Here is a 21,032-nt window from a genome sequence, read left to right on the forward strand (position 1 = left end):
TTAATTCTTCAATTTTATAATCAATTCTAAGTTCAAGGAGTGAACGATGGGATTAGCAAGGAAGCGGCAAATCAGTTTGTCAGATACACCTTATTATCACTGTGTGTCACGCTGTGTTCGCCGCGCATTTTTATGCGGAGAAGATAAGCTGACGGGTAAATCATATGAACATCGCCGCGGCTGGGTAGAGCAGCGTTTACTGTTCTTAGCGAAGGTGTTTTGCATCGATGTGTGTGCTTTTGCAGTCATGAGTAATCACACCCATGTAGTGTTGTATATAGATGCTGAAAAAGCACAGAGGTTGAGTGACAAAGCGGTGTTACTACGCTGGCACAAGCTGTTTAAAGGCTCAAAGCGTGCTCTGATGTACTTACAAGGAGAGTGCTTAGATGAAGGTCAGCGCTTCTTTTTAGACAAAGAGATAAAAGAATACAGAAACAGACTCTCAAGCATCAGTTGGTTTATGCGTGTCCTTAATGAAAACATCGCGCGCAGGGCGAATAAAGAAGATAAATGCACAGGTCATTTTTGGGAAGGGCGGTTCAAAAGCTAAGCGCTATTAGATGACGCGGCTCTAATGGCCTGTATGGCCTATATAGATTTAAACCCTATCAGGGCGGAGATGGCAAAAACACCAGAAGACTCAGCTCATACCAGTATTAAACTACGTTGCCAACATGCAAAAGCAGGTAAACAACCAAAACAGCTTGCACGCTTTGCGGGTAGTCCCAGAAAACATATACCAAAGGGTTTGCCATTCGAACTTAAATCTTACTTACAGCTTGTTGAGCTCACAGGTAAATGTATTCGCTTAGACAAACGTGGCTACATAGAAGAACATGAAGCGCCCATCTTGCAACGATTAAACATTCAAGCTTACAACTGGATAAAGCTCACAACGCAATTTGAAAAGGTGTTTCATGGCGCAGTAGGTAAAACACATAATCTTGATGTGTACTGTGAGCGACAACAGCATAAACGGCGACGAAGTATCAAAATTAGTGAAGCGCTATTTTCCTAATATCCAGCTAGCAATTATCCACACCAAGCGGGATATGCTGTAACAGGCAGGGACCATTGCGTTTAACACATAGGGTAATTCTCTAAAAGTCATCCAGTTAAAATAATCACGACTCAATTACGGGGCATTTTTGGTTACATATCTCATCAAGGAATTCATTAAGGAAGCTGTGCCAGCTAGGACAAGGCTTAGCTTACCAGTTTTTTTAAAGTGACTGTCCCATTCAGTTTTTTTAAAGTGACTGTCCCATTAGCTTTGCCTCCCATTAGCTTTGCCATTAGCTTTGCAATAAGCATTTGTAGTTTCTCAATGAATTTAAAGCTAAGTATAAATTTGGAGGCTTGTGTTATTGAGTTATATAAAAACTTCTATATGATTACTTTTCATCCAGAACCAAAATGCGAGACAGTAGGTATATGGTTCTTCGAGCACAATATATTGGTTGTTAAAATGTATAACATATGTATGTATACAGGGATTGAATAGGCGGAAGCTACAATAGGTTGACCTGTTTGATATATCAACCAAGGAAATGGAAATATTTATGTCAAATGTAATATCGTTTTATAGCAGAGAAAAGAGGTCTAGGGACGACTCTGAATTAAAGGAATATAATCAAAAGACTTCTGATTGGACTCTGTGCGCTTTACCTGCCTTATCTAATGGCGCAAAAATGCATATTGATACGCTCTCAATGTATTTTGATGAGCGTGAAATAAATACCTACCTTATTGAAAAAGGCAAAATTCTTGAAAGACTAGAAGAACATGCCCTTCACAGTGAGACTATTCCCGAGTGGGCTTATTTAGACTTTGAACAAATATTGGCACACGAGTCTTATCATATTTATCAAACGTTAACTTGTTCGCTGCTATCAGAGTATTCAGAAGCCAAAAGAAGAGAAGCACTGGTGGCACTGAGGCTTTTGGCAAGGGATATAGGTACTGGAAATAAGCTTTCCCCTTCTATGATTGGGTTGAGAAGTATCTATGAAAACCCTCAGAATGAAGAGGAAGAACAGTACTTTTCAATAATAAAGAAAGATAGAACGGAGGCAATTAAACAGCTATATAGTCGGCCTAAAGAAGGTGCTGTTAATGTATTTGAAGTTATAGAAGGTGGTGCGGTTGCGTTTCAGCTTTTAGCCCAAAATGATTTAACTAACGAGAGAGTTAAATTAGAGGGAAAGGAATACTCCATTGCTTGGGATACTTTTTCTAATCGTTATGATTTTGACTACTCAAATGAGGAAGCTTTAAGATACTCAAGGCTTACATTTCTCTTTTTAACAGATGTATATTTGAAATCCAAAAATGTTATGACAACAGCTGTTACAACGTTTGAGGAGGCGGTTGATTTAGTGTCGAATTTAGTTGGTAAACTGCACATATATAAAAAAGAGTTTGTCGATCTTCATGTACGAGACTTTGAGTTTATGAAAAGCTTGCAACATGTAGAGCGTGATGAGTCCAATATTGAATCAATTTTAGATTTCTGTGGGACACTAGATGAAGATAAATACTTGCAGTTTTATATAAATATCCGCTTATATTCTGATGTGTATAAGTGCGTGGTACCAGCGGGCTTTCCGACTAAGAAAGTCACCCTAAGTAACAAAAATAGAGCTATTAACTATTACCTAAAAGAAAAGTTCGCCTTTTGGGACTCTAATTTTTGTATCCCATGTATTTTGTCCAACTATACTGACCAAGCCAAGTTTACTGTGATGTGGACAGAATTTTCACATATTCAATTCATAGATGACACAACCCACGCAGAAACTTCATTTGAGAATGAGAACTTTTTATTAAAACTATACGATGAATTAGCATTGGCCATACTACCAATTGAAGAAAACCGTAAAGTTCAGTGTTGCGCAGAGCACGGTGCTCGGATAAGAAATGCTGTTCACAAATGTATGAATGAAGACTCCTTAAACTCAAAGTTTATAAAAGCTTTTAATCGCTCAATAGCGGAGATTTTTGACTATGAATAAAGACCTACAACTTGGCAATGTCATTCTTGAATGGGATGGTGAGTTAACTATTTTTGATGATGTGGAACTTGTTGAGCCAGATGAGAGGGAAGGTCTCGACGAGTTGCACATGAGAGTGCTTTTATCAACGCGAAGAACTGATCTTCAAAATATGATTGATCGATTTTCAAAAGCTTTAGGGTTTGCTGTTGGTTTTCAAGCTACAGAGAATATTTATGCAAAACTTGTTTTTGCGTTTTGTATCGTTTCGGTTGTAAATCCATATAAAGTGAAAATACTAGCAGGTAAAGGTATTGATCCTCTATTAGAAGAAGCTGAGCTTGATGACGAAACCGGAGAGCAGAAAGTTAAATTAGATGAGCTTTTAAAATACTGTAAAAATGCAGAAGTGCCTAGCACTTTCATCGATTGGCTAAGTGAAAATGGCTTTTCATATCAAACAGACACGCACGTTGTTTTTCGCAATAGCTTTAGGCGTGGCTCAATAATTTCGAGGGCTTAAGATGCCTTATTATTTGAATTGCTCTAGATGCAACAAAGACAACAAATATAGCAGTTTGGGAAACCCATGTAATAAATGTAGTGGTACAGGGAGAGACTGGCGTGAAGATGATGAAGTAAACCTGCTACACAGAATGACAGGTTTGGGTATTGATGAACTTAAAGAAAAGGGTCGAGTCGAGCTTGTTGATAATTACGGTGAGTTAAAAGTATTCATCTACACTGAGGAAATTCCTACCTGTTCCATTAGTGAAGAAATAGAAGAAATTCGCAAGAATTTTGCCTGTGAACTTGCAGTCGTACCTAAACAATCTCAGATATTTTGTAAGCATGAATGGAAGCTGCGAGAAGGGCAGAATATAGAATTTTGCTCAAAGTGTGGAAAAACAAGAAGTAATGCAAATAGCGTAGCGCAAGAAAAGTCAACATTGCAATATGATTCAACGTTGCATGATCAGCGTTATTATTTTCCAAACCGTTGTTACGCCTGCGAGCATTATGCTGATACTGTAGGTGAACCTGAGTCTGGCACAGACGTGATTTATTGTAATATTGGTGGCAAAGTTCGGGTAGACACTGGGTGTAAAGAGTTTAAAGCTGATATTACCGCTGAATGTAAAAGCTGCTGGAATTTGTTAACTAAGCATGAAGGGGCGATTGTCAGATATAGCTGCGCTTTAAAAGGAACGCTAAAAAGTTTAGTTTGGGGTGGGTGTCATGAACATGTGGAAAAAGAAAGAACGGATGAGCCTTTACCTGCTACACAAAATGCAATCTCTATAAGCAAATCCTTTTTAACTAGAGAACAATATCCATATGATCCAACTATTAGAAAGCCAATTTTGGATGCTATGATTGAAGTTGGTATCCGATATGCGGAACAGGAAGAGTTTGCCCTAGATAAGCGGTGTCTGACATGTGTGCATGAGCGCAACATTCAGTCAGATTACGGAAGCTGTGACCATCATGAATTAGCGATACTATGTTACAGCGGGAGTAACCCTTATGGATACGATGAGAAAATATGTGGCAGCTATTCTCGAAAGCCAAAGAGCGGGTTTGTAGAATACCCAAAAGTTTATATTGATGTTATGGCTCAAGGTAAAAGAAGCCTAAATGACAATTACTACGTCGAGCTTCGAAATATGTACTGTGATGTAATTGAGGCCCGTAATGGCAGAGTAGTAACGACCTTCAGTTACAGTAGTAGGGCGCCTGAGTTCATGCAATACAGCAAGGAAAAGAACTGCATACTTTTATTTTTTCATGGTGAGCCGTGTTGTGAAGAACTCAGTCTAGAGTCGGATATTACTTATGAGCACCCTATTCAAGGTAAAAAGTGGGTTGACGTGGATGAAGCGCTTTTTTTTGACGCGATTGATAAAGTTGTCTCAGAGCAGCGTAAGCACGCAGTATATTCTGGCTTAAACCGTAATAGCTGTGAATACTGTAAATTAGTAAATAGAAATTCGAGTTACCCAGAAGGCTCTCCAACGGGCTTAATATGTACCGAAAAAGATATATTCGTTACGGCCAATGGCTGCTGTGATAATTTTGAGCCTAATTAAGTCAATATGTTTGCTATCTAGAGGTATCAAGTTTTTGTATTTAAAGGAAAAGAAGGATATGGACAGTCACTCCCACTTGAAACTTTAGCTGCGTTGTTAACTTAATGGTTACGGGTACTCAAACTTGAAACCGTAGTTGGCTCATCTAACTTTTGGATTTTTTAGGTTCAAATCATTTCTAAGCTTATGAATGAATAGTGGGATTAGCGCAGAACTGTTTCAGTTTATGGGGGAGTTACACTTTAGCGTAATGAGCTAAGTGATGCCTATTGTATTCGAAACAATGACCGGTACAGATCTATTAGCACGGAATACTTGAGGAAATAGAGTGGTAATAAAAAAGGCTTCAAGCCGTTTTTGATGCCTATAATAAATTGTGAGTAAAAGCTAAGACTAGAGTGTGTCGCAATGATATTATGCGTATTTCTACTGTTATTGCCTTTCGTAACATCGTGCAGCCAATTGCCAACTTCTAATGGTCAGAGTAGCCTTGATGTGAGCTCAAGTAATAAGGCTAGTATTACTGATATTGAATCTGAAGGTGCTGAGATATTTTGGGAGGTTCAACATATACTTCTGCAAAACGACTTACCAACAGAGAAGCAATGGCAAGCTTTGTTTCAAACACCAGGGTATTTTGAACTTGTCGCGAATGAAATACCAGAGCAAATATTTAAGCAACTATTTATCTTAGCTTTTAAGCCTTCTGAATATCAAAAGGCTGAAAAATTAATTAACGATGGCAACATCAAAGCGCGCTTTATTCAGCACTTGAGAAGTACACAACATCAGCAGCAGGCATTGTCGGCGTTTATCAAAGTGTTTACCAACAGTTACTCAAAAAACTATAAAGAATATGTCAGATTAGCTCAAGAATATTTGCCTAACACTAGTACTCTATTTGCAACTTTGCCAAAAATTTCTTTTTCATATTTTGATAATGATGCCCGTGGTTTTAAAAAGCGCATAGTGCTAGATCCACTTTTTGCATTATCAAATGAGTCTAGTTTGAAATATTGGATAGCGCATGAGTTCCATCATTATTTTAGTCATGATTTGGCGGCTTTTCGGCAACCGGAAGAAAATACGCCTGACGCTGATGTGATGTGGATTCTAATACAAACACAACTCGAAGGAATTGCTGATTTAGTTGATAAAAGTCAAATTTACTTCCAAAAAGGGTATATGGAAGATAGTCTTTTTGCTCAAATATACAAAGAAAAATATCAACAGAGCACGACATTGCTGGCTGGTTTTGATGAGCTTTTTCAGCAATATAGCGACATGACATATTCTCAAAAAGCGAAACAAGAATTAGCCGTTCAAATCAGAAAATCATTGCCTATGGCAGGTCACCCTACAGGATATTTTATGGCCAGAGCCATTGAACAATATCAAGGAAAACAAGCGTTGGTATCAAGTATTGGCAATCCTTTCATGTTTTTTACTTTGTACCAATCCGCGGCAATCGAACATAATACGCTTTATCAATTTTCACAACAAACAATGCGTAATATTGAGTTGCTAGAAAAAAAGTATGCACATTAGCACCTGTGTTTATAGAGTTTATATACTGTTGCCCACTTACCTGTTAGTGATATACCTCTATACGAGCGCTTTCCAATTTTACTTGGTAAGGTGTTAGTATTTTTAAAGTGACTGTCCCATTAGCTCATCTCTGTTAGTTCCCTGTTAGTTCTGTGCATTACCACTTTTCTTTTCGATGTAACAAGTACATTTACTCATAAACAAATACTCAGGGTTTGCTTTAGAACGCTACCTATATTTCATTCGCAGAGTAAAGATACATATCTAGCTAGTTTACTTCGAACCTATTACAGGTACAATGAGTTGTCCCTGCTTTAGACTTCAAGGTGATAATTTATTATTGCAACTTTAAGGAAGGTGCTGACTTTGTTAGCACTACAATAATTAATATATTAAGGAAATAAGTGTGAAGTTATATTTTTATTCTCTCATGATATTAGTCTTTTCAACTAATGTCTTTGCTAGCACCCCACCTCCAAATATCCCCCTGAATGTTAAAACGATATTAAGCACAACAGGTTCATATTCAATCAGTTGGGGGAGTGCTAGCGGTGCAACGTATTACAAGTTTTGGGAAAAGTTTGATGGGCGTTGGAGCTTAATCAATGGCAATGTGCGCAGCACATCTTACCGGGTTTCAGGGCGTCAAACCGGGCGGTATGCTTATGTTGTATACGCGTGCAATGCTCATGGTTGTTCTTCAGGATTATTAGCCGAAAGAGCGATAGTAGAGCGTAATCCTAAAACGCCAACTGTCACTACGTCTTGGCAGCAAAGTCCGATTGATTATGACACAACAGCTACGCTTTCTTGGCGTTCAACAGATGCCAATGCTTGTAAGTTGGATGGTGTATCGGTTGGAACGAGTGGAAGTAAAAACTATACTCTGACTCGAAGTACATCAAAAACCGTCACATGTACTAATCAATGGGGTAAAAGCGGGTCAGATACAAGTCATATTGGCGTTAAACCTTCGACTATTCCACGTAATGTAAAAGAATTTACAAGTGAAACAGGCTCTTATACGGTAACATGGGGCGCTGCCAAAGGTGCCACTTATTATGATTTATATGAAAAAGCGGATGGCGGCGAATGGAGCCGAATCGCTCAAAAGCTACCAACTTCTCAACTTTCTGATGAAGTGAACGATCGACCCAGTGGTCGATATGTCTATGTTGTGCACGCATGTAATACCCACGGATGTGCCGGTTTACTAACCGCAAAAGTTGTTGTTGATTTAGACAGTCAACCTCCTTCGGTAGAGTTAAATTGGAGTTCTTCACAAGTAAAGCCTCGCTCTTTTGCCACATTATCATGGAGTTCAAGCAACGCGGATTATTGCACCTTGGATGGTGATGGTGTTGAGGTTATAGGTACTAAAGTCTATAAAATCACTCAAAAGACGACCAAAATTCTCAGCTGTACAAATGGCAGTAAAACAACGACCAAGTCTGCGACAATAGACCTTATAGGCTCTGTAGTTGCAGTCCCAGATAAAAGCTTTCTTGCATTTGTTGGAATGAAGTATAACAAGAGCGAGGTACTGAGATCTTGGTGTTCAACCCCTGGTGTTAGTTTAGGAAATTGCAAACCAGACAATATTAAGCGTGAGTATGGCTGTCAAGACGTAGAGGTTCTTGGTACAGATACGATTAACAACCGACTTCAAAATGTCACTGACTTTGTTATTTTGCTTACTGGAAACAGCTGCCTAAAAGATTCCGTTGGTTACCATGTCGGTCACTATGACGTATACCTAGATTATGTTATTCCTGCGCTAAAAGCTATTGCTCAAGCAACAGATAAAGATAAGAAAGTATGGATTTCAACGCCACCAGTCAGAGGCAGTTACCCAGAAAATTGGCAAATTAAAGACTTTCTAAATCAGCTACGTACTAAAGTCATCGAAGAGCTTGGTACAACCTTTTGGAGTACCCGTGTAAGCGGTATGTATATGTATGAAGAAGACTTTGACACGGACTATGTTATTAAAGGTGGTAAAGATGAATATGAGAGCTATTCATTAGGTATAAAGTATGCGTGGAATTTAAGAGATGCAATTGATCTGGAATACAATGAGATATTAGAGGAAGCGATATCACAGTCAAAACTTTCTGGATATGTTCACAAAGACTGGGAAACAAATGAAAAATACCATTCTAATGAATATAAAGGCTTGAGATTTGCTCCTTATTTCAACAGTCGTTATAGAACAATATTATATCAACTTAGTAAAAGGCACGGTGTGGTGTTTGATAAAGTAAACATACAACCTAATGTGGTATTGGCGAGGATGCTTGATAATGATAAGGAACATTCAGAATCAAACTTTTATGAAATCAAGCAATATGTTGAAGATCAAGAGATAGTTTCTAGCACTCTTAGAGATTTTATTCCTGTTAAACAATATGGAAAAGTCACTCAAATAGGTGTTGATATGGAACTCGATAATGCCTTTGATTTGACATCTGTTGATGAAGATAAAAAGAAGCATCAAAGAGATAGTTACAAAGAGCAAGTGGAAGTGTTCCAAAACTTTGTGGGTAACAGAAGTATACTATTTTATATCGGCCATTCTGATTGGTATATAAAGACACCTGCACTGCTAGATTGTGTGAATGACTTCTACAACGAAAGTACCAAGCTTGACTCGAATGCGAGCTCTGCTAAGTGCCTAGAAGCTTGGGAGTGATAGTAATTTGACTTTTGGAGGAGAGTGCCTTTTAAACTTCACCTTCGATTTCAGGTAAACAGATCAAAAAAAAGAAAACATGCCATTCGCTTTTAAACGAGTGGCATTTTAGCCGTAATGAACTTTGTTATAATGCTCTTTAGCCCTCGGATCTCGGCTTCAAAAATAGAGATGCCTTATTATGTTGCAAGTGATTTCGAATAAATTTTCAGGTAACGGATTTGTACTTGTGCAAGTGAAATCTCATTATGCACGTCACCATCTGATATGTGCTCTACCGTCACCCACAATGCTCTATCCATCAAGGTGTTAACTTTGTAATCAGCTAAGCGCGCAGTGTAGCTTCTAAAACTATACTAAATCATACTAACTCCCTTACAAATCCAATTAAAAACTAACTGTCGGTTCATCAATCCAAATAGAACAATAATAAAGGCAAGATGTTTTAACATCTTGTTCATGTGCACTTTTTTTGACAAAATGCATACATAAAAGTACCCTTTATAGGTGCAGTTGCTGCAAATCGAAAAAATGTTATAAAAGGATGTAACGGATGAAATTAAAAAAAACAGCCCTAATCGTTCCATTGATGTTTTCTTCTATTTCTTATGCCAATATCGTTGTTGAGGCAACATTAGATAATGTGGATGCAAAAGTAGAAGCCAATGGTGGCCGAGTAAACTTTGACATGCTTATCAAGAATGAAGGCAATGCTGATGTTAACTTAAGGTACTACGACACGCTGATTTTCCCAAAAGGGGAGTTATATAACCGCTCTTCGGCAAGCAATATTATGCTATCCGCTGGTACAGCTCTAGAGAAAACTAGACCAAGTGTTGTTGTTCCTGCCGAATTTCCTGCGGGCAAATATAGTTATGTGCTGTCTGTTTACAACAGAGATACTGGTGAGGTCACTTCGTCTAATTTTTCTTTTTATAAACAGTACTCAGATACTGAAAATACTAGCTGTAGCGAGATCCTAGCAAATGGGCACAGCAAAGGAAGCGGTGTTTATACAATAAAATCAATGAGCGCAGAGAGTCCATACCAAGTTTATTGTGATATGGAAACCAAAGGGGGTGGCTGGACACTCGTTGGTATTAAAAGAAGGACACAACCGAATGAAGTGGTTGAAGAGCTAACTTCTCCAGAGCTTGAAGGCGGTGTTATTTCTGACCAAAAATGGGCTGATTTAAAATATGTTTCTCAAGAAGTGCTGGTGGTTGCGGATACCATTACCGCAGTGCTTGATATGGATGCTTTAAAAAACGCAAACTGTAAACCTTTAGCTAAGTCTTTAACAGAAAACCTGCTTGCTCACAATGAGTCTAGTGGCTGTGGTGGTGCAGGGCAGGACTACTCGGTGTTTGGTTCTAACAAGAGTAATATTGTCGCGGTATACGATTATTCATCCTCTAAATTTATCATAGAAAGAGAAGGCACAGGCTGGGGAAATGCACAAAATGGGCCTTACTATAATGGCGAAAAAATGTGGGTATACGTTCGCTAGTATGACTTGAGTGGCTGTGAGTCATATCTGTGTGAGAAAGGTTTTTGGACATTGCCACCAAGTCTAGCTCTTAAAGAAAAGGACAAAGAGGTATACACAAAAATAGGTGAATCAGACCGTATGACTCTTAAATTTGTTAAAACTGCGCTATAAGAAAGTGTGATTACTAGCTCAGAGTAAGGTTACCAATAAACTTGCTTGGCGCATCTAACCAGACATAGAAAGGTAACGTCTTGTTGCCTTTCCAATTTGTTTCATATTTTTATATCGCACCTTTTTTCTTAGGTACTTAAAACCGCCATACAAAAGTGAGTTAATACAACCTGTTAGACTTCTAACTCAACGATCCTCGTACACCGAAATTTTCACAACCTATCTATAAACGAAAACAGAGACAATTAACAATACATTATTGTGCGGATACCTTGCTTAGTTGTCGAGTTTAACTATTTTTATATGGCTTACAGCCTGCTCAGTTTTTGAGTTGGGGTGAGCGGCTTACTACATCAAAAGTAGTTAAAAATTTCGATAAAGGATTACTTAACATGAAAAAAATATATGCATTGATAGCATTAACCTGTGCGACGTTTGTCTGTTCATCTGCTTTGGCTCAACAAGGTAACTGTACTTTAAATCTTGTAAAGGAAGATGGAAACTTTTCACCAGCTGATTATGACGCCAATGGTAGGGCAACATACGACGTAACCATGCCTTTTACCGATGGTTACTATCCAAATCCTTGGACAAGTACTCAGCCCAAACCTCGGCTGCCATTTAGTAACTGTATTACTTATTTTGGCGTGCCGTACAACGCCAAAATTAATAGTGTTAGTTACAGTTATACGTTTAAAGAAGCTGTATTAGTGGCTAATTATGAAATTCTGTTAGGCTTTTTTACATCTCAGAATAGGTTTTATAACGAGTCTAAAAGGGGCGGCGGTTTTCCCCGTGGTTCGGGTATACCTCTCAATGGGGCCAATGTTAGTGCTTTGGTAAATAGCATGCTATTGAGGGATGTAGAGCTTGAGCTAAGAAGTCGCGTCGTAAACCCTGAAATTAACAGTGATTGCCCTTCGTATATTCCAAGAGACGAATGTAGAACTAAGAACTCTCGCTTAACACACTTTACCGTCAATATAGCTTGGTCAAACTAGCTGTATTGTCTTTTATAAATATGTGTTCGATTGATTGAGAAACTAGAGCCTCATAGTTAAATAAATAGTTCAGAGGCTCTTTACCACATAACATGGATATCGATTACTCCTAATAGAGTGGCCCATGTGCCTAGCTTACGGGCCCCTTCGCAACAAAGAAATCTCAAAGTCATACAAACTCCAAAAAAGCTTCATGAAAAAGGCAACTTAGCGAAATCGTTCTGACATTTCATATGGTTACCTTTGCGCTCCTGAGTTTTCACTATTTATCTGCATTTAGTCAGTCGGTTAGAGGGTGAATACTTCGATTAAAACTAAAAAAAAAATGCAGTTTTGGAGAAATACATGAAGATGAAGTATGCCCTGACGTGTGCACTAATGTTGTTGAGTACGCAAAGTTTGGCCGAGTCACTTAAAGTCATGGCTTATAATATCATGCAATTAAATGTACAGGATTGGGATCAAAGTAACAGAGCACAGCGTCTACCCGCTGTGCTGACAAAGCTCAGTGACAGCCCAGATGTTATTTTGGTCAGTGAGGTGTTTAGTAGCGATGCGGAACAAGCTTTAGCAAGGCTGTCAAACCTGTACCCTTACCAAACGCCTAATGTAGGACAAGATTGTAGTGGTCGCGGTTGGGATGCCCTAACGGGTAACTGTTCAAATAGCCCTTTTGTTATTCGTGGCGGGGTGGTTATTCTTTCTAAATATCCAATCATCACGCAAAAAGCACATGTGTTTAATAATAGCCTGAGCGGTAGCTGGGATCACCTAGCGAATAAAGGCTTTGCCTATGTGGAGATAGAAAAGGGCACTCAACGTTATCATTTGGTTGGTACTCACTTACAAGCAACGCATGATGGCGATACAGAGCAAGATCATCGCGTTCGTATGGCACAGCTCAATGAAATCCAAACCTTTATTGCGGCTGAAAATATTCCTGCTGATGAAGCGGTTATCATCGGCGGCGATATGAATGTGCAGTGGAGTAAACAGCAAGAAGTGGCTGATATGCTTGAAACCGCCCGTGCAGAGTTACACTTTCAAACGCCTCTGATTGGTTCATACTCTGCAAAACATAATTGGTTTACCAAAGCCAACGCTTACTATTTTGATTACAGCCTAGACTACAATGACACGTTAGATTATGTGTTTTGGCATCGTGATCATAAACAGCCTAGTAACACCCCGAGTATGATGGTGCGATACCCCAAAGCAGATAAAAACTGGTATTGGGGCTACTTGCGCGGAAATTGGAATTTAAGTGGCGGCCGCTACTATCATGATGGTTACTACAATGAGTTATCTGATCACTACCCAGTGCAGGTGAATCTGGAGTTCTAAAACTTGAAGACGAGTGATGTGGTAATACATCGCTCTGTCTGTTTGTATATTTCTTCAATCTACGGCTTGCAGATTGCTATTTGATGACTTGGGTCGCAGCCTTTCAATCACTGCGGCATCAACCCAATAGATATCACCATCAGAGGAGGGTTCTGTTTCGCCTTTTTTTAGAATATTTCTGTTAAAAAATAAGTATTTGCCATCAGGGGAAACATAAGCCCCTGCTTCTATCCCCGCGGTATTGATAGGCGCACCTAGGTTAATTGCTTTTCCCCATGAGTTATCAGGCTGACGAAAGCTAATGTATAAATCCTTGTCCCCATAGCCGTCGTCTTTTTCACTGTCCCAGATAATGTAAGAACCATCTTGGGCAATAAAGGGGTGTGCTGTCCATTTGCCAGAGTTAATGTTTGCCCCAAGTAATACGGGGTCTTGGCGCTTACCATTTTTTACTTCACTGATACGCAGTACATCATTATTTTTATAATCATCAAATATATACGTGCCATTAGCCGATGCTGACAGGCGCATAATGCCCCAATCTTGCCTATCAATCTTTGGCCCCAGACTTTTGACTTGTGACCAGCCACTGCTGGTACGTTGCATATATTTGCTACCTAAATACATGGTATTGCCATCAGGCGATAGGATAGGTCTTCCAATTCTTGGGCCAATCACAGATTCATGCCATAGGTTATCTATTCTTTTAAATCTAACCAGCCACCACTTTTGCGTGTCGACATCCTTTCTGGAAAAGTAAAACTCTTGCATGTCTGGTGTGAACGAGCCACTGTAATCTCTGTGTCTCGTAGCAACATAACCAGGAGCGAATACTTTTGGCATCATTCCAGGAGGTGTTTGCCCAAGGTAGGGGCCTTTTAGTAGTGGTCGCTCACTCTTTGCCAAAGCCTCGCTGTTTGCTATTAGTAAAGAGATTAACAGCATCAAAAAATAACGGTATTGTGTCATGATTTATCCTTGTTTTTATGTAGCCCAGCCAAAATAAGCTTGTACAACTCTACCATATGTAAGTTGCTATCTAGATACCTGATGTTGTCATGACTTCTTGATGATTTCGCTTTGGCTTGGTATTTAACTTTTTGATACTTAAGTTTATTAAGTTGATTTCATATTTTGGTAATACCAGTCGTGATATCGGTCAGTAGTAGGCGCTTTTAGTGTTTAAGTGAAGCATAATGCGGGGATGGTAATGAGCCTTACCCACATCAGAGCATGGATAAGGCTTTTTTGGATAGCTAACGAGTTGACAGTTAGTCGTCAAACTCGATTTGTTGTGCAAGCACAATATTGTTGTCTTGCAAAATACCTTTGACGTGAATTTTAATGCCGCGTGTCAGGTCACTCGCTTCTGCGCCAATATATTGTGTGTCAGCGTCAGTGGTGATTTTACGTGCGCCAATCGAAAACTCAGTCGCTGAGGTAAACTTGTTGATTTTACCGCTCACTTCGATGTGCTCGTCGTGTTCACCGTCAACGAACTCTATTTCTTCGGCAGTGACAAGTGTGTCACTTTGCTTACGTCCTTCGACTTTAAGCGTTATACCGATAGCCAAGTCAGAGGCCTCACCATGTTCAAATTGTGTTTGCTGCGAATATTCTACGGTTACCTCTGCAATCGTAAAGGCTTGCTCAGACAAACTGGTTACTTCACCGGTCAGTTTCACTTTTTCTAGCTTTTCAAACGCAATTTTAGATGCAACCAGCACATTATTTTGATCTAGCGTGCCTTCAATTTCTACTGTTACGCCATCGGCCAATCTACTGGCATTACCATGTTTGAACTTGGTTTCATCGGTTGTGGTAATGGCTTGCTCATTCACACTGAACTCTTGTGCCGATACAAAATTGCTTATTTCACCAGAAACCTCGATTTCATCCTGATGTGATTCAATATCGACTTTATGTGCAAGCAACACACCGTCTGCATTGAGTACACCTTCAACTTCAACTTCCACATCAATTGCTAGGCTTTCACTGTTAGCGCCTTTAAAGATAGTGTGTTCATCGGTTGTGACGGGTTGGTCAACTACGGTGAAGTCAGTGATTGAGGTAAATGCTGTGATGGCACCTTTTACTTCTACTTCTTCAACATCATCCTCTGATTCAAATTCAATTTTGATTGCCACAATACTGCCATCAGAGTGTTCTTCGCCTTTTATCTCAACCATTACATCATCTTCAAGTGACGCTTGTGTACCACCTTCAAAGTGTGTGAATTCGTTGGTTCTGATGAGGCGACCATTTACCTTAAAATTCTCAGCAGAGATAAAATCATGCACAGCACCAGATAATTTTACATATTCAGATGTTTCACCGTCAGCGTTGGTTTTAGCTTCTATCTCTAAAGCTAAAACCTGACCATCAGATGTTGCTTGAGCATGTGCGGCAACAAAGTGTCCGGCTTGTACCACAGCAAAGAAGCCATCAGCGTCAAGAGCTTCACCATCAACTTCAAATTCTGTTACTGCGCTGGTGGTAATATTGACGTCCTGAACGGTGAGAGTAGGGGCTTCAATGCTGCTTACTAACCCTTCAATTTCCACATTGCCCTCTGGCGCTTCATCAGATACAGCTTCTCTGGTTAATTGTTTCACCAATAAAGAATCACCATCAGATGAGGCAAATGCTTTAATCGAAACAATATCTCCAAAGACCAGATCGGTAATTTCCATGCGGCGAACTTTCTGGCTTGATTTGTCTTTTAGCTTACTGTGGTCATCCAGCGTAAATAGCGTATTAAGCACCAGTACCTGACGAGTATCGATATTGACCTCTTCAATGGCACCTTCTAATTTGATCACACCTTGCTTGTCGAGGCGGATTTTTCTCGCGCTTAATTGGTCGCCTGTAAGCGTACCATGCACTTTAACTCGAACGCCTACCTCCAGCTCACTGGCCTCACCACCAAAAAATTCAGTATCAGATGACCAACTAACTGTTACATCGCCAAGCGTGAAGCTACTATTATCAACGACTTCGCTGATAACACCATCTAACGCGTACTGAATACTTTGATCTTGGTCATCATCACTACTTTCACGCTCAATGACTTTTACGTGTGATGCGAGCAAAACACCTTCACTGGCGGTAGTTTCACTGTGAACCACAACTTGCTCGTCATCGGCAAGTACACCTTCCACCTCGGCTGTACTGTAATCTATTACTAAATTATCTAATGAGAACGTGCTGCTTTGCTCATCAAGTAATGATACAACTCCCGCGACTTTGAGCGTGGTGTCTACATTATCTAATTCAACATGAGTGGCGACCAGTTGTTGCTGATCATTTTGAATGGCACTAATTTTTACAAAGTCATCAATCTGTAGGGTTTCAAGCGTGGTATTTTCGAACTCAGTAGACTCGTCAATGAGAAAAACAAAACCAAGTACTTGTAACGTGGAATCGGTCAATGAAATGGCTTCAGCGGGGCCTTTGGCTTTAAGCTCAAAGTATACTTCTTCAGCCTGTGCGTGCTCTCCGTCTGCATCAGAGCGCCCTACTACGGTCACTAGCATGCCGACTTCAAAGTCATCTTCAGTGCTTGGTTCACCGTCTTCATCTTTAAAGTCTGTGCCTGATGTATCGTAACGTACACCGTTAACATAAATGCTGCCAAAGTTACTGACAACCCCCTTACTGACGACGGGAGATTGGTAAATAAGCTCAACATTGTTTGTTGTGTTTTTAGAAACGTCAACAGTATATTCAGCAGGTAGTACATCATAACTGAGAGACTCTGCGGTGACGGCATTTGCCGTGACCGTATAGCTGCCGACGGTTAAATCTGCAATCGTTTTAGACTGACTCAGTTCGCTACTGTAGCCGTCTGGACCTGTGATAGTAACATTGCCACTGACCCCTTGAGGGAGGCCAGCAATACTGACTGTAAGATCTCCAGTATCAATCGTTTGTGCTGGGGGATCTGAGGGGGTTGGGGTGGTAGGTGTGGTACTTTGATCACCGCTGCCGCCTCCACAGCCTGATAGTGCAATCAGACATGCGCCGTAAAATAATGTATTCAAGCGTCTCATATAACAGCTCCGGATTTTAAACATAAAATAATTCACCAACTGAGAAAATGCGAAGCAGCAACTCAGGTCAGTTCAAGGTGAAGTGTTAATTTCGCTAACACAGTCTAACGAGTTTTATTGACTTATACAAAAGAATTGGCTTTTGTATTTTATATGGGTAAAAAGTATTGGTTATATGCTGTGTGTAGTGAGTTTGCACGCCTTACAATATCTATCAGGCCAATTCGTGTTAGGGGGTGTTAAAGCTCTCAATGGTTTATGTTCGAAATCTGATGACTCGGTATAGGTGGACGGAATTTAGTCACTTGTGTAGACTGCTGCGATTTTCGGGATAAAACCAAATGCGCGTGCTGAAAGATAGATACAATCAGTTGCTTTTTACTACAACGCTACTTTTGATGACCCGATAACGAGTGAACAATCACAAACTTTCAACACTTAAACTATATACTCGAGGATATTTTGCCCAGATTCTTTGACCCCATAACCATAACTGAAGCCGTCGGGATTCGGTTTAAAAGAACTATTCGATTCATTATGACCTTAATGGTAGCCCTTGCGGTATCAGCGTGTGGTGGAGGCGGCGAAGGTGGCACAGGTGCAGGCACAGGTACAGGCACAGGTACAGGCACAGGTACAGGTACAGGTACAGGTACAGGTACAGGATCAAATATCGATAAAGTGCCAGGTAGAGAAAATAGCGGGACACTTGTATTTTCACAAAGTGATAACTCATTTTCTGCAATTGGTTTGTCGTTAGTTGCCACCGAAGGAGTGCTACAAGCGAGTCAATCATTTGTAAATCGGATAATTAAACATAATCAACCACATGGGGATTATGATGTTAGCTGTGGTACTGACGGCACAGGTGCAGTTGATGTTGATTTTACGGATGCAGACGACAGTCTTTCGGTGTCTGCGGGTGATTTGCTAGTACTAACTTATCAAAATTGTAATGACACATTCTTCGCAGACACAATTAATGGAGAAGTGATACTCAATATTGAGGCGTTCTCGATTGACGACAGTGGTATTAGTTTACGTGCGATTGCTGATATGAGCACCGGCTTAACCGTTAAAGGTTGGGATCAAAAGGCAGTAGGCGTCTATCAAATTGATTATCATTTGGGAGTGGGGGACATCATTGAAAAGAGTGAGGAACTCAAAGCGACTGCCGTTGATAGCCAATACTTTGCGGTGATAGTTGATGGTCAACAAGAGCATCTTTCAAAATTTTCTTTGAGCAAAACCAAAGGAAATAACAATAGTGCTATATATCCTTATGTAAGCATGGACTTGTTTATAAATAGTTCTATTTTAGGGGCGACATTTACCTGTCAAATGAGTGACAAGTCTTTTAATACGTACACCCCATTGATATGTTTCAGTAAACATAACGCAGTGCGTTTGAATTATGAAACTGACCCAATACAAATCGATGTAGAAGGAACGGGTAAGTTTGTTGATACTGAACTGGCCATAGAAAGTTATGAGGAGCTACTTGAAGGCTTCTTGTTTTCATTAACGGACAATAAATATGACCCTTTACCCACTGCTGTAAGCATGAAGCAGCTGTCTATTTCTTCGGTGGATATGGCTTATGATGAAAATAGAGAGCAAATACTGTTTTTAGTTTCTGACGCTATGGGTGGTCATAAACTACTTTCTATGGATGATTCATCAAACAAAATATCTGAATTGCTAGACTTTGATATGGCGCCTAAGTTGATTCGATTTAGTCATGACTACTCAAAATTTTACATCGCGTTTCAACAAAGTAATGAGGTTCATTCATATGCAGCGGATGACCTACAATTATTGAATACGATTCGCGTCTCCAAAGGTGTTGTCAAAGATGTTCAAACGTCACCCACGAATGAGGATGAAATTGCTGTAAATACAGAACAAAACGGTGCCTACGATAATTTGTATATTTTCAAAGGAGAGCAGCCGTTTTCTAATTCGTTAAGGGGGATTGAACAAAACGATAGGCCTTACTACGTGAGTTCATTCGTTTACGCTTCAGATGGAGCAAAGCTCATAGTGGTTGATGACGCTGGCACAGGTTTTCAATTAAATATAAGTCAAGAGGATGTGCTCTCTATCAGCAGTCCTATTTTTTATGGGTCTCCACACTATGATATACAGCGAGATGGCCAGTGGTATCTCATCGATCGTACCTTTGTAAAGCAAAGAAGTTTAGTCAAATTTGGGAGCATTTTAGAGGGAGGGTTAATACATTTAGATAGTAATAATGAACGTATTTATAATGTAGATAGCTCAGAAATTGTTGTTAGTCGCTATGATAATCAGGCGGAAGTCGCACGCTACACACTAGGCAACTTTGAAACAGAACAAGTACTGTCTACGTCTTCTAGAGTTGTACTTAGAGGACGACATTCCGTCCAATTTATTGAGAAGGACGCACTGGCGCAAAACTTGACTCAAAACTGTGCGCCTATAAACCATGTGAACGAATCTAATCAGAGCCTAATTAAACTTAACTGTGACATACAAGACAGCGTATTTGATCCTGTACGAGACCAGCTTTATCTTGCAATGAAGCACACAAGCGGACCTAAAGGTAACAGTGTTGCCATTGTTAATAGTAACAGTCTTGAGGTTGAGCATTATATTCCTTTGCTGAGTAATCCAAATAAACTAGCGCTTTCAGCTAATGGTAATTATCTCTATGCCATTTTTTCAAAAGCGGGTGTCGTTGCTCGTATTGAGCTTAGTTCTGGTAATTTCGATAAACAATTCATAGAACTACCTAAAGATGTATATCTCATTAATATGTATAGTTCTCCCGTATTGAGTGACGCCGTTGTGCTGGCAATTGGCACACGATATTCACATGGGATCTCTTCACTGATGGTGATAGGTAATGGCCAGATTCTTCCACAGGAAGTGTATATGGATCAGATAAAAGGGATAGTAGATGGCTATAGTGGTAGTGGTAAATCGTTTGGCTTTGACTCTGACGGCAGTTATTATATTTATGCGCCACTTGAGGGCCAAAGCTATCAGGGCGCAGCACCTATCAGTAAATTGTCGGTAAACAGCACAGGTATTCATTTTTTGTACGATTTTAAAGCGGGCTCAAAGGGGTCACCTAACCTTGACTATCCGGTACATATCAATGGGGGGGCTATCATTAACCGTGATGGTGAATACGTTGACCTAATGTCGCAAACAACTGAACAAAGATATGATGCTACTATCCTCGGAACCGACGAAAGATCACTCGAACCAGCCATAAGTTCAGACTTAGACAAAAACGAAGTGTATTTCCTGTTGCACGCACACTTCGGCCACACAGATCCAGCACTTCAAATTTATGACCGTAGTAGTGGAAAAATAAAAAGTAACTTTGTACTTGATAGTATGACTCGTTTCTATGGTACTAATCCATCTTTAGTCACATTGCCTGCTGGTCTTGCTGTATTATCAGCTCCATCGCTCTATTTGGTTCCATTTTCGTCATTTAGTAGTCAATAGTTAAGTTTATCAAGAACTAACAAGCCACTGGTGATTGTTCTCGGTGGCTTTATTACATTTACATTGACAAACTCTGAAGAGAAGGTTCGCTGGAAGTGTTGGCATATTAGCTAGTAATGTTGCATGGGTACGAGGTAATAACGCT

11 protein-coding genes and 2 pseudogenes are annotated in these 21,032 nt (G+C 39.8%); 11 read left to right on the forward strand and 2 right to left on the reverse strand.

The features are described from left to right. Positions 1-46 precede the first annotated feature (46 nt). From BIW53_RS07600 to BIW53_RS07640, 10 genes and pseudogenes are all read left to right on the forward strand, one after another. A pseudogene (locus BIW53_RS07600) lies at positions 47-1,021 on the forward strand (transposase). A gap of 544 nt (positions 1,022-1,565) precedes the next feature. Continuing rightward, the gene (locus BIW53_RS07605) at positions 1,566-3,017 is read left to right on the forward strand and encodes a hypothetical protein (protein WP_139158801.1); all 1,452 of its coding nucleotides are present in this window, start codon (positions 1,566-1,568) and stop codon (positions 3,015-3,017) included. Beyond that, a complete protein-coding gene (locus BIW53_RS07610; protein WP_070991269.1) occupies positions 3,010-3,519 on the forward strand; it encodes a hypothetical protein in 510 nt (169 codons plus the stop codon). Before BIW53_RS07605 ends, BIW53_RS07610 begins: the two co-directional genes overlap by 8 nt. Before the next feature lies 1 nt (position 3,520). Next, a complete protein-coding gene (locus BIW53_RS07615; RefSeq protein WP_070991270.1) occupies positions 3,521-5,086 on the forward strand; it encodes a hypothetical protein in 1,566 nt (521 codons plus the stop codon). A 495-nt stretch (positions 5,087-5,581) separates the two neighbouring features. Then, the gene (locus BIW53_RS07620) at positions 5,582-6,634 is read left to right on the forward strand and encodes a DUF5700 domain-containing putative Zn-dependent protease (protein ID WP_139158802.1); all 1,053 of its coding nucleotides are present in this window, start codon (positions 5,582-5,584) and stop codon (positions 6,632-6,634) included. Positions 6,635-7,040: 406 nt separating this feature from the next. Continuing rightward, positions 7,041-9,326, forward strand: a complete 2,286-nt coding sequence (locus BIW53_RS07625; RefSeq protein ID WP_070991272.1) for a fibronectin type III domain-containing protein — start codon at positions 7,041-7,043, stop codon at positions 9,324-9,326. 553 nt (positions 9,327-9,879) lie between these two features. Further along, positions 9,880-10,836: an RbmA family biofilm matrix protein gene (locus BIW53_RS07630; RefSeq protein WP_070991273.1), complete on the forward strand. Its 957-nt coding sequence runs from the start codon at positions 9,880-9,882 to the stop codon at positions 10,834-10,836. A gap of 36 nt (positions 10,837-10,872) precedes the next feature. Continuing rightward, a pseudogene (locus BIW53_RS21280) lies at positions 10,873-10,989 on the forward strand (class I SAM-dependent methyltransferase); the annotation flags it as partial. Between the two features lie 392 nt (positions 10,990-11,381). Further along, positions 11,382-11,990, forward strand: coding sequence for a hypothetical protein (locus BIW53_RS07635; protein ID WP_070991274.1), 609 nt, complete (start codon positions 11,382-11,384; stop codon positions 11,988-11,990). A 345-nt stretch (positions 11,991-12,335) separates the two neighbouring features. Continuing rightward, positions 12,336-13,334 carry a sphingomyelin phosphodiesterase gene (locus BIW53_RS07640; RefSeq protein WP_070991275.1) on the forward strand — a complete coding sequence of 333 codons (999 nt, stop codon included), beginning with the start codon at positions 12,336-12,338 and terminating at the stop codon, positions 13,332-13,334. A 54-nt stretch (positions 13,335-13,388) separates the two neighbouring features. On the opposite strand, the gene BIW53_RS07645 is transcribed toward BIW53_RS07640, so the two are convergent. Continuing rightward, positions 13,389-14,303 (reverse strand): TolB-like translocation protein, encoded by a 915-nt coding sequence (locus tag BIW53_RS07645; protein ID WP_084228098.1) that lies wholly within the window; start codon positions 14,301-14,303, stop codon positions 13,389-13,391. Between the two features lie 302 nt (positions 14,304-14,605). After that, positions 14,606-17,386 carry a DUF5666 domain-containing protein gene (locus BIW53_RS07650; protein ID WP_070991276.1) on the reverse strand — a complete coding sequence of 927 codons (2,781 nt, stop codon included), beginning with the start codon at positions 17,384-17,386 and terminating at the stop codon, positions 14,606-14,608. A gap of 537 nt (positions 17,387-17,923) precedes the next feature. Here BIW53_RS07650 and BIW53_RS07655 point away from each other — a divergent pair. Continuing rightward, positions 17,924-20,887 carry a YncE family protein gene (locus BIW53_RS07655; protein ID WP_070991277.1) on the forward strand — a complete coding sequence of 988 codons (2,964 nt, stop codon included), beginning with the start codon at positions 17,924-17,926 and terminating at the stop codon, positions 20,885-20,887. The last annotated feature ends 145 nt before the right edge of the window (positions 20,888-21,032 follow it).

The organism is Pseudoalteromonas byunsanensis, from assembly GCF_001854475.1.
GTDB lineage: Bacteria > Pseudomonadota > Gammaproteobacteria > Enterobacterales > Alteromonadaceae > Pseudoalteromonas > Pseudoalteromonas byunsanensis.

What these genes read in the sequence shown, in the direction of transcription:
- BIW53_RS07605 (WP_139158801.1), top strand. Translation starts at nt 1,566, where the DNA reads ATGTCAAATGTAATATCGTTTTATAGCAGAGAAAAGAGGTCTAGGGAC.
- BIW53_RS07610 (WP_070991269.1), top strand. Translation starts at nt 3,010, where the DNA reads ATGAATAAAGACCTACAACTTGGCAATGTCATTCTTGAATGGGATGGT.
- BIW53_RS07615 (WP_070991270.1), top strand. Translation starts at nt 3,521, where the DNA reads ATGCCTTATTATTTGAATTGCTCTAGATGCAACAAAGACAACAAATAT.
- BIW53_RS07630 (WP_070991273.1), top strand. Translation starts at nt 9,880, where the DNA reads ATGAAATTAAAAAAAACAGCCCTAATCGTTCCATTGATGTTTTCTTCT.
- BIW53_RS07635 (WP_070991274.1), top strand. Translation starts at nt 11,382, where the DNA reads ATGAAAAAAATATATGCATTGATAGCATTAACCTGTGCGACGTTTGTC.
- BIW53_RS07640 (WP_070991275.1), top strand. Translation starts at nt 12,336, where the DNA reads ATGAAGATGAAGTATGCCCTGACGTGTGCACTAATGTTGTTGAGTACG.
- BIW53_RS07645 (WP_084228098.1), bottom strand. Translation starts at nt 14,303, where the DNA reads ATGACACAATACCGTTATTTTTTGATGCTGTTAATCTCTTTACTAATA.
- BIW53_RS07650 (WP_070991276.1), bottom strand. Translation starts at nt 17,386, where the DNA reads ATGAGACGCTTGAATACATTATTTTACGGCGCATGTCTGATTGCACTA.
- BIW53_RS07655 (WP_070991277.1), top strand. Translation starts at nt 17,924, where the DNA reads ATGACCTTAATGGTAGCCCTTGCGGTATCAGCGTGTGGTGGAGGCGGC.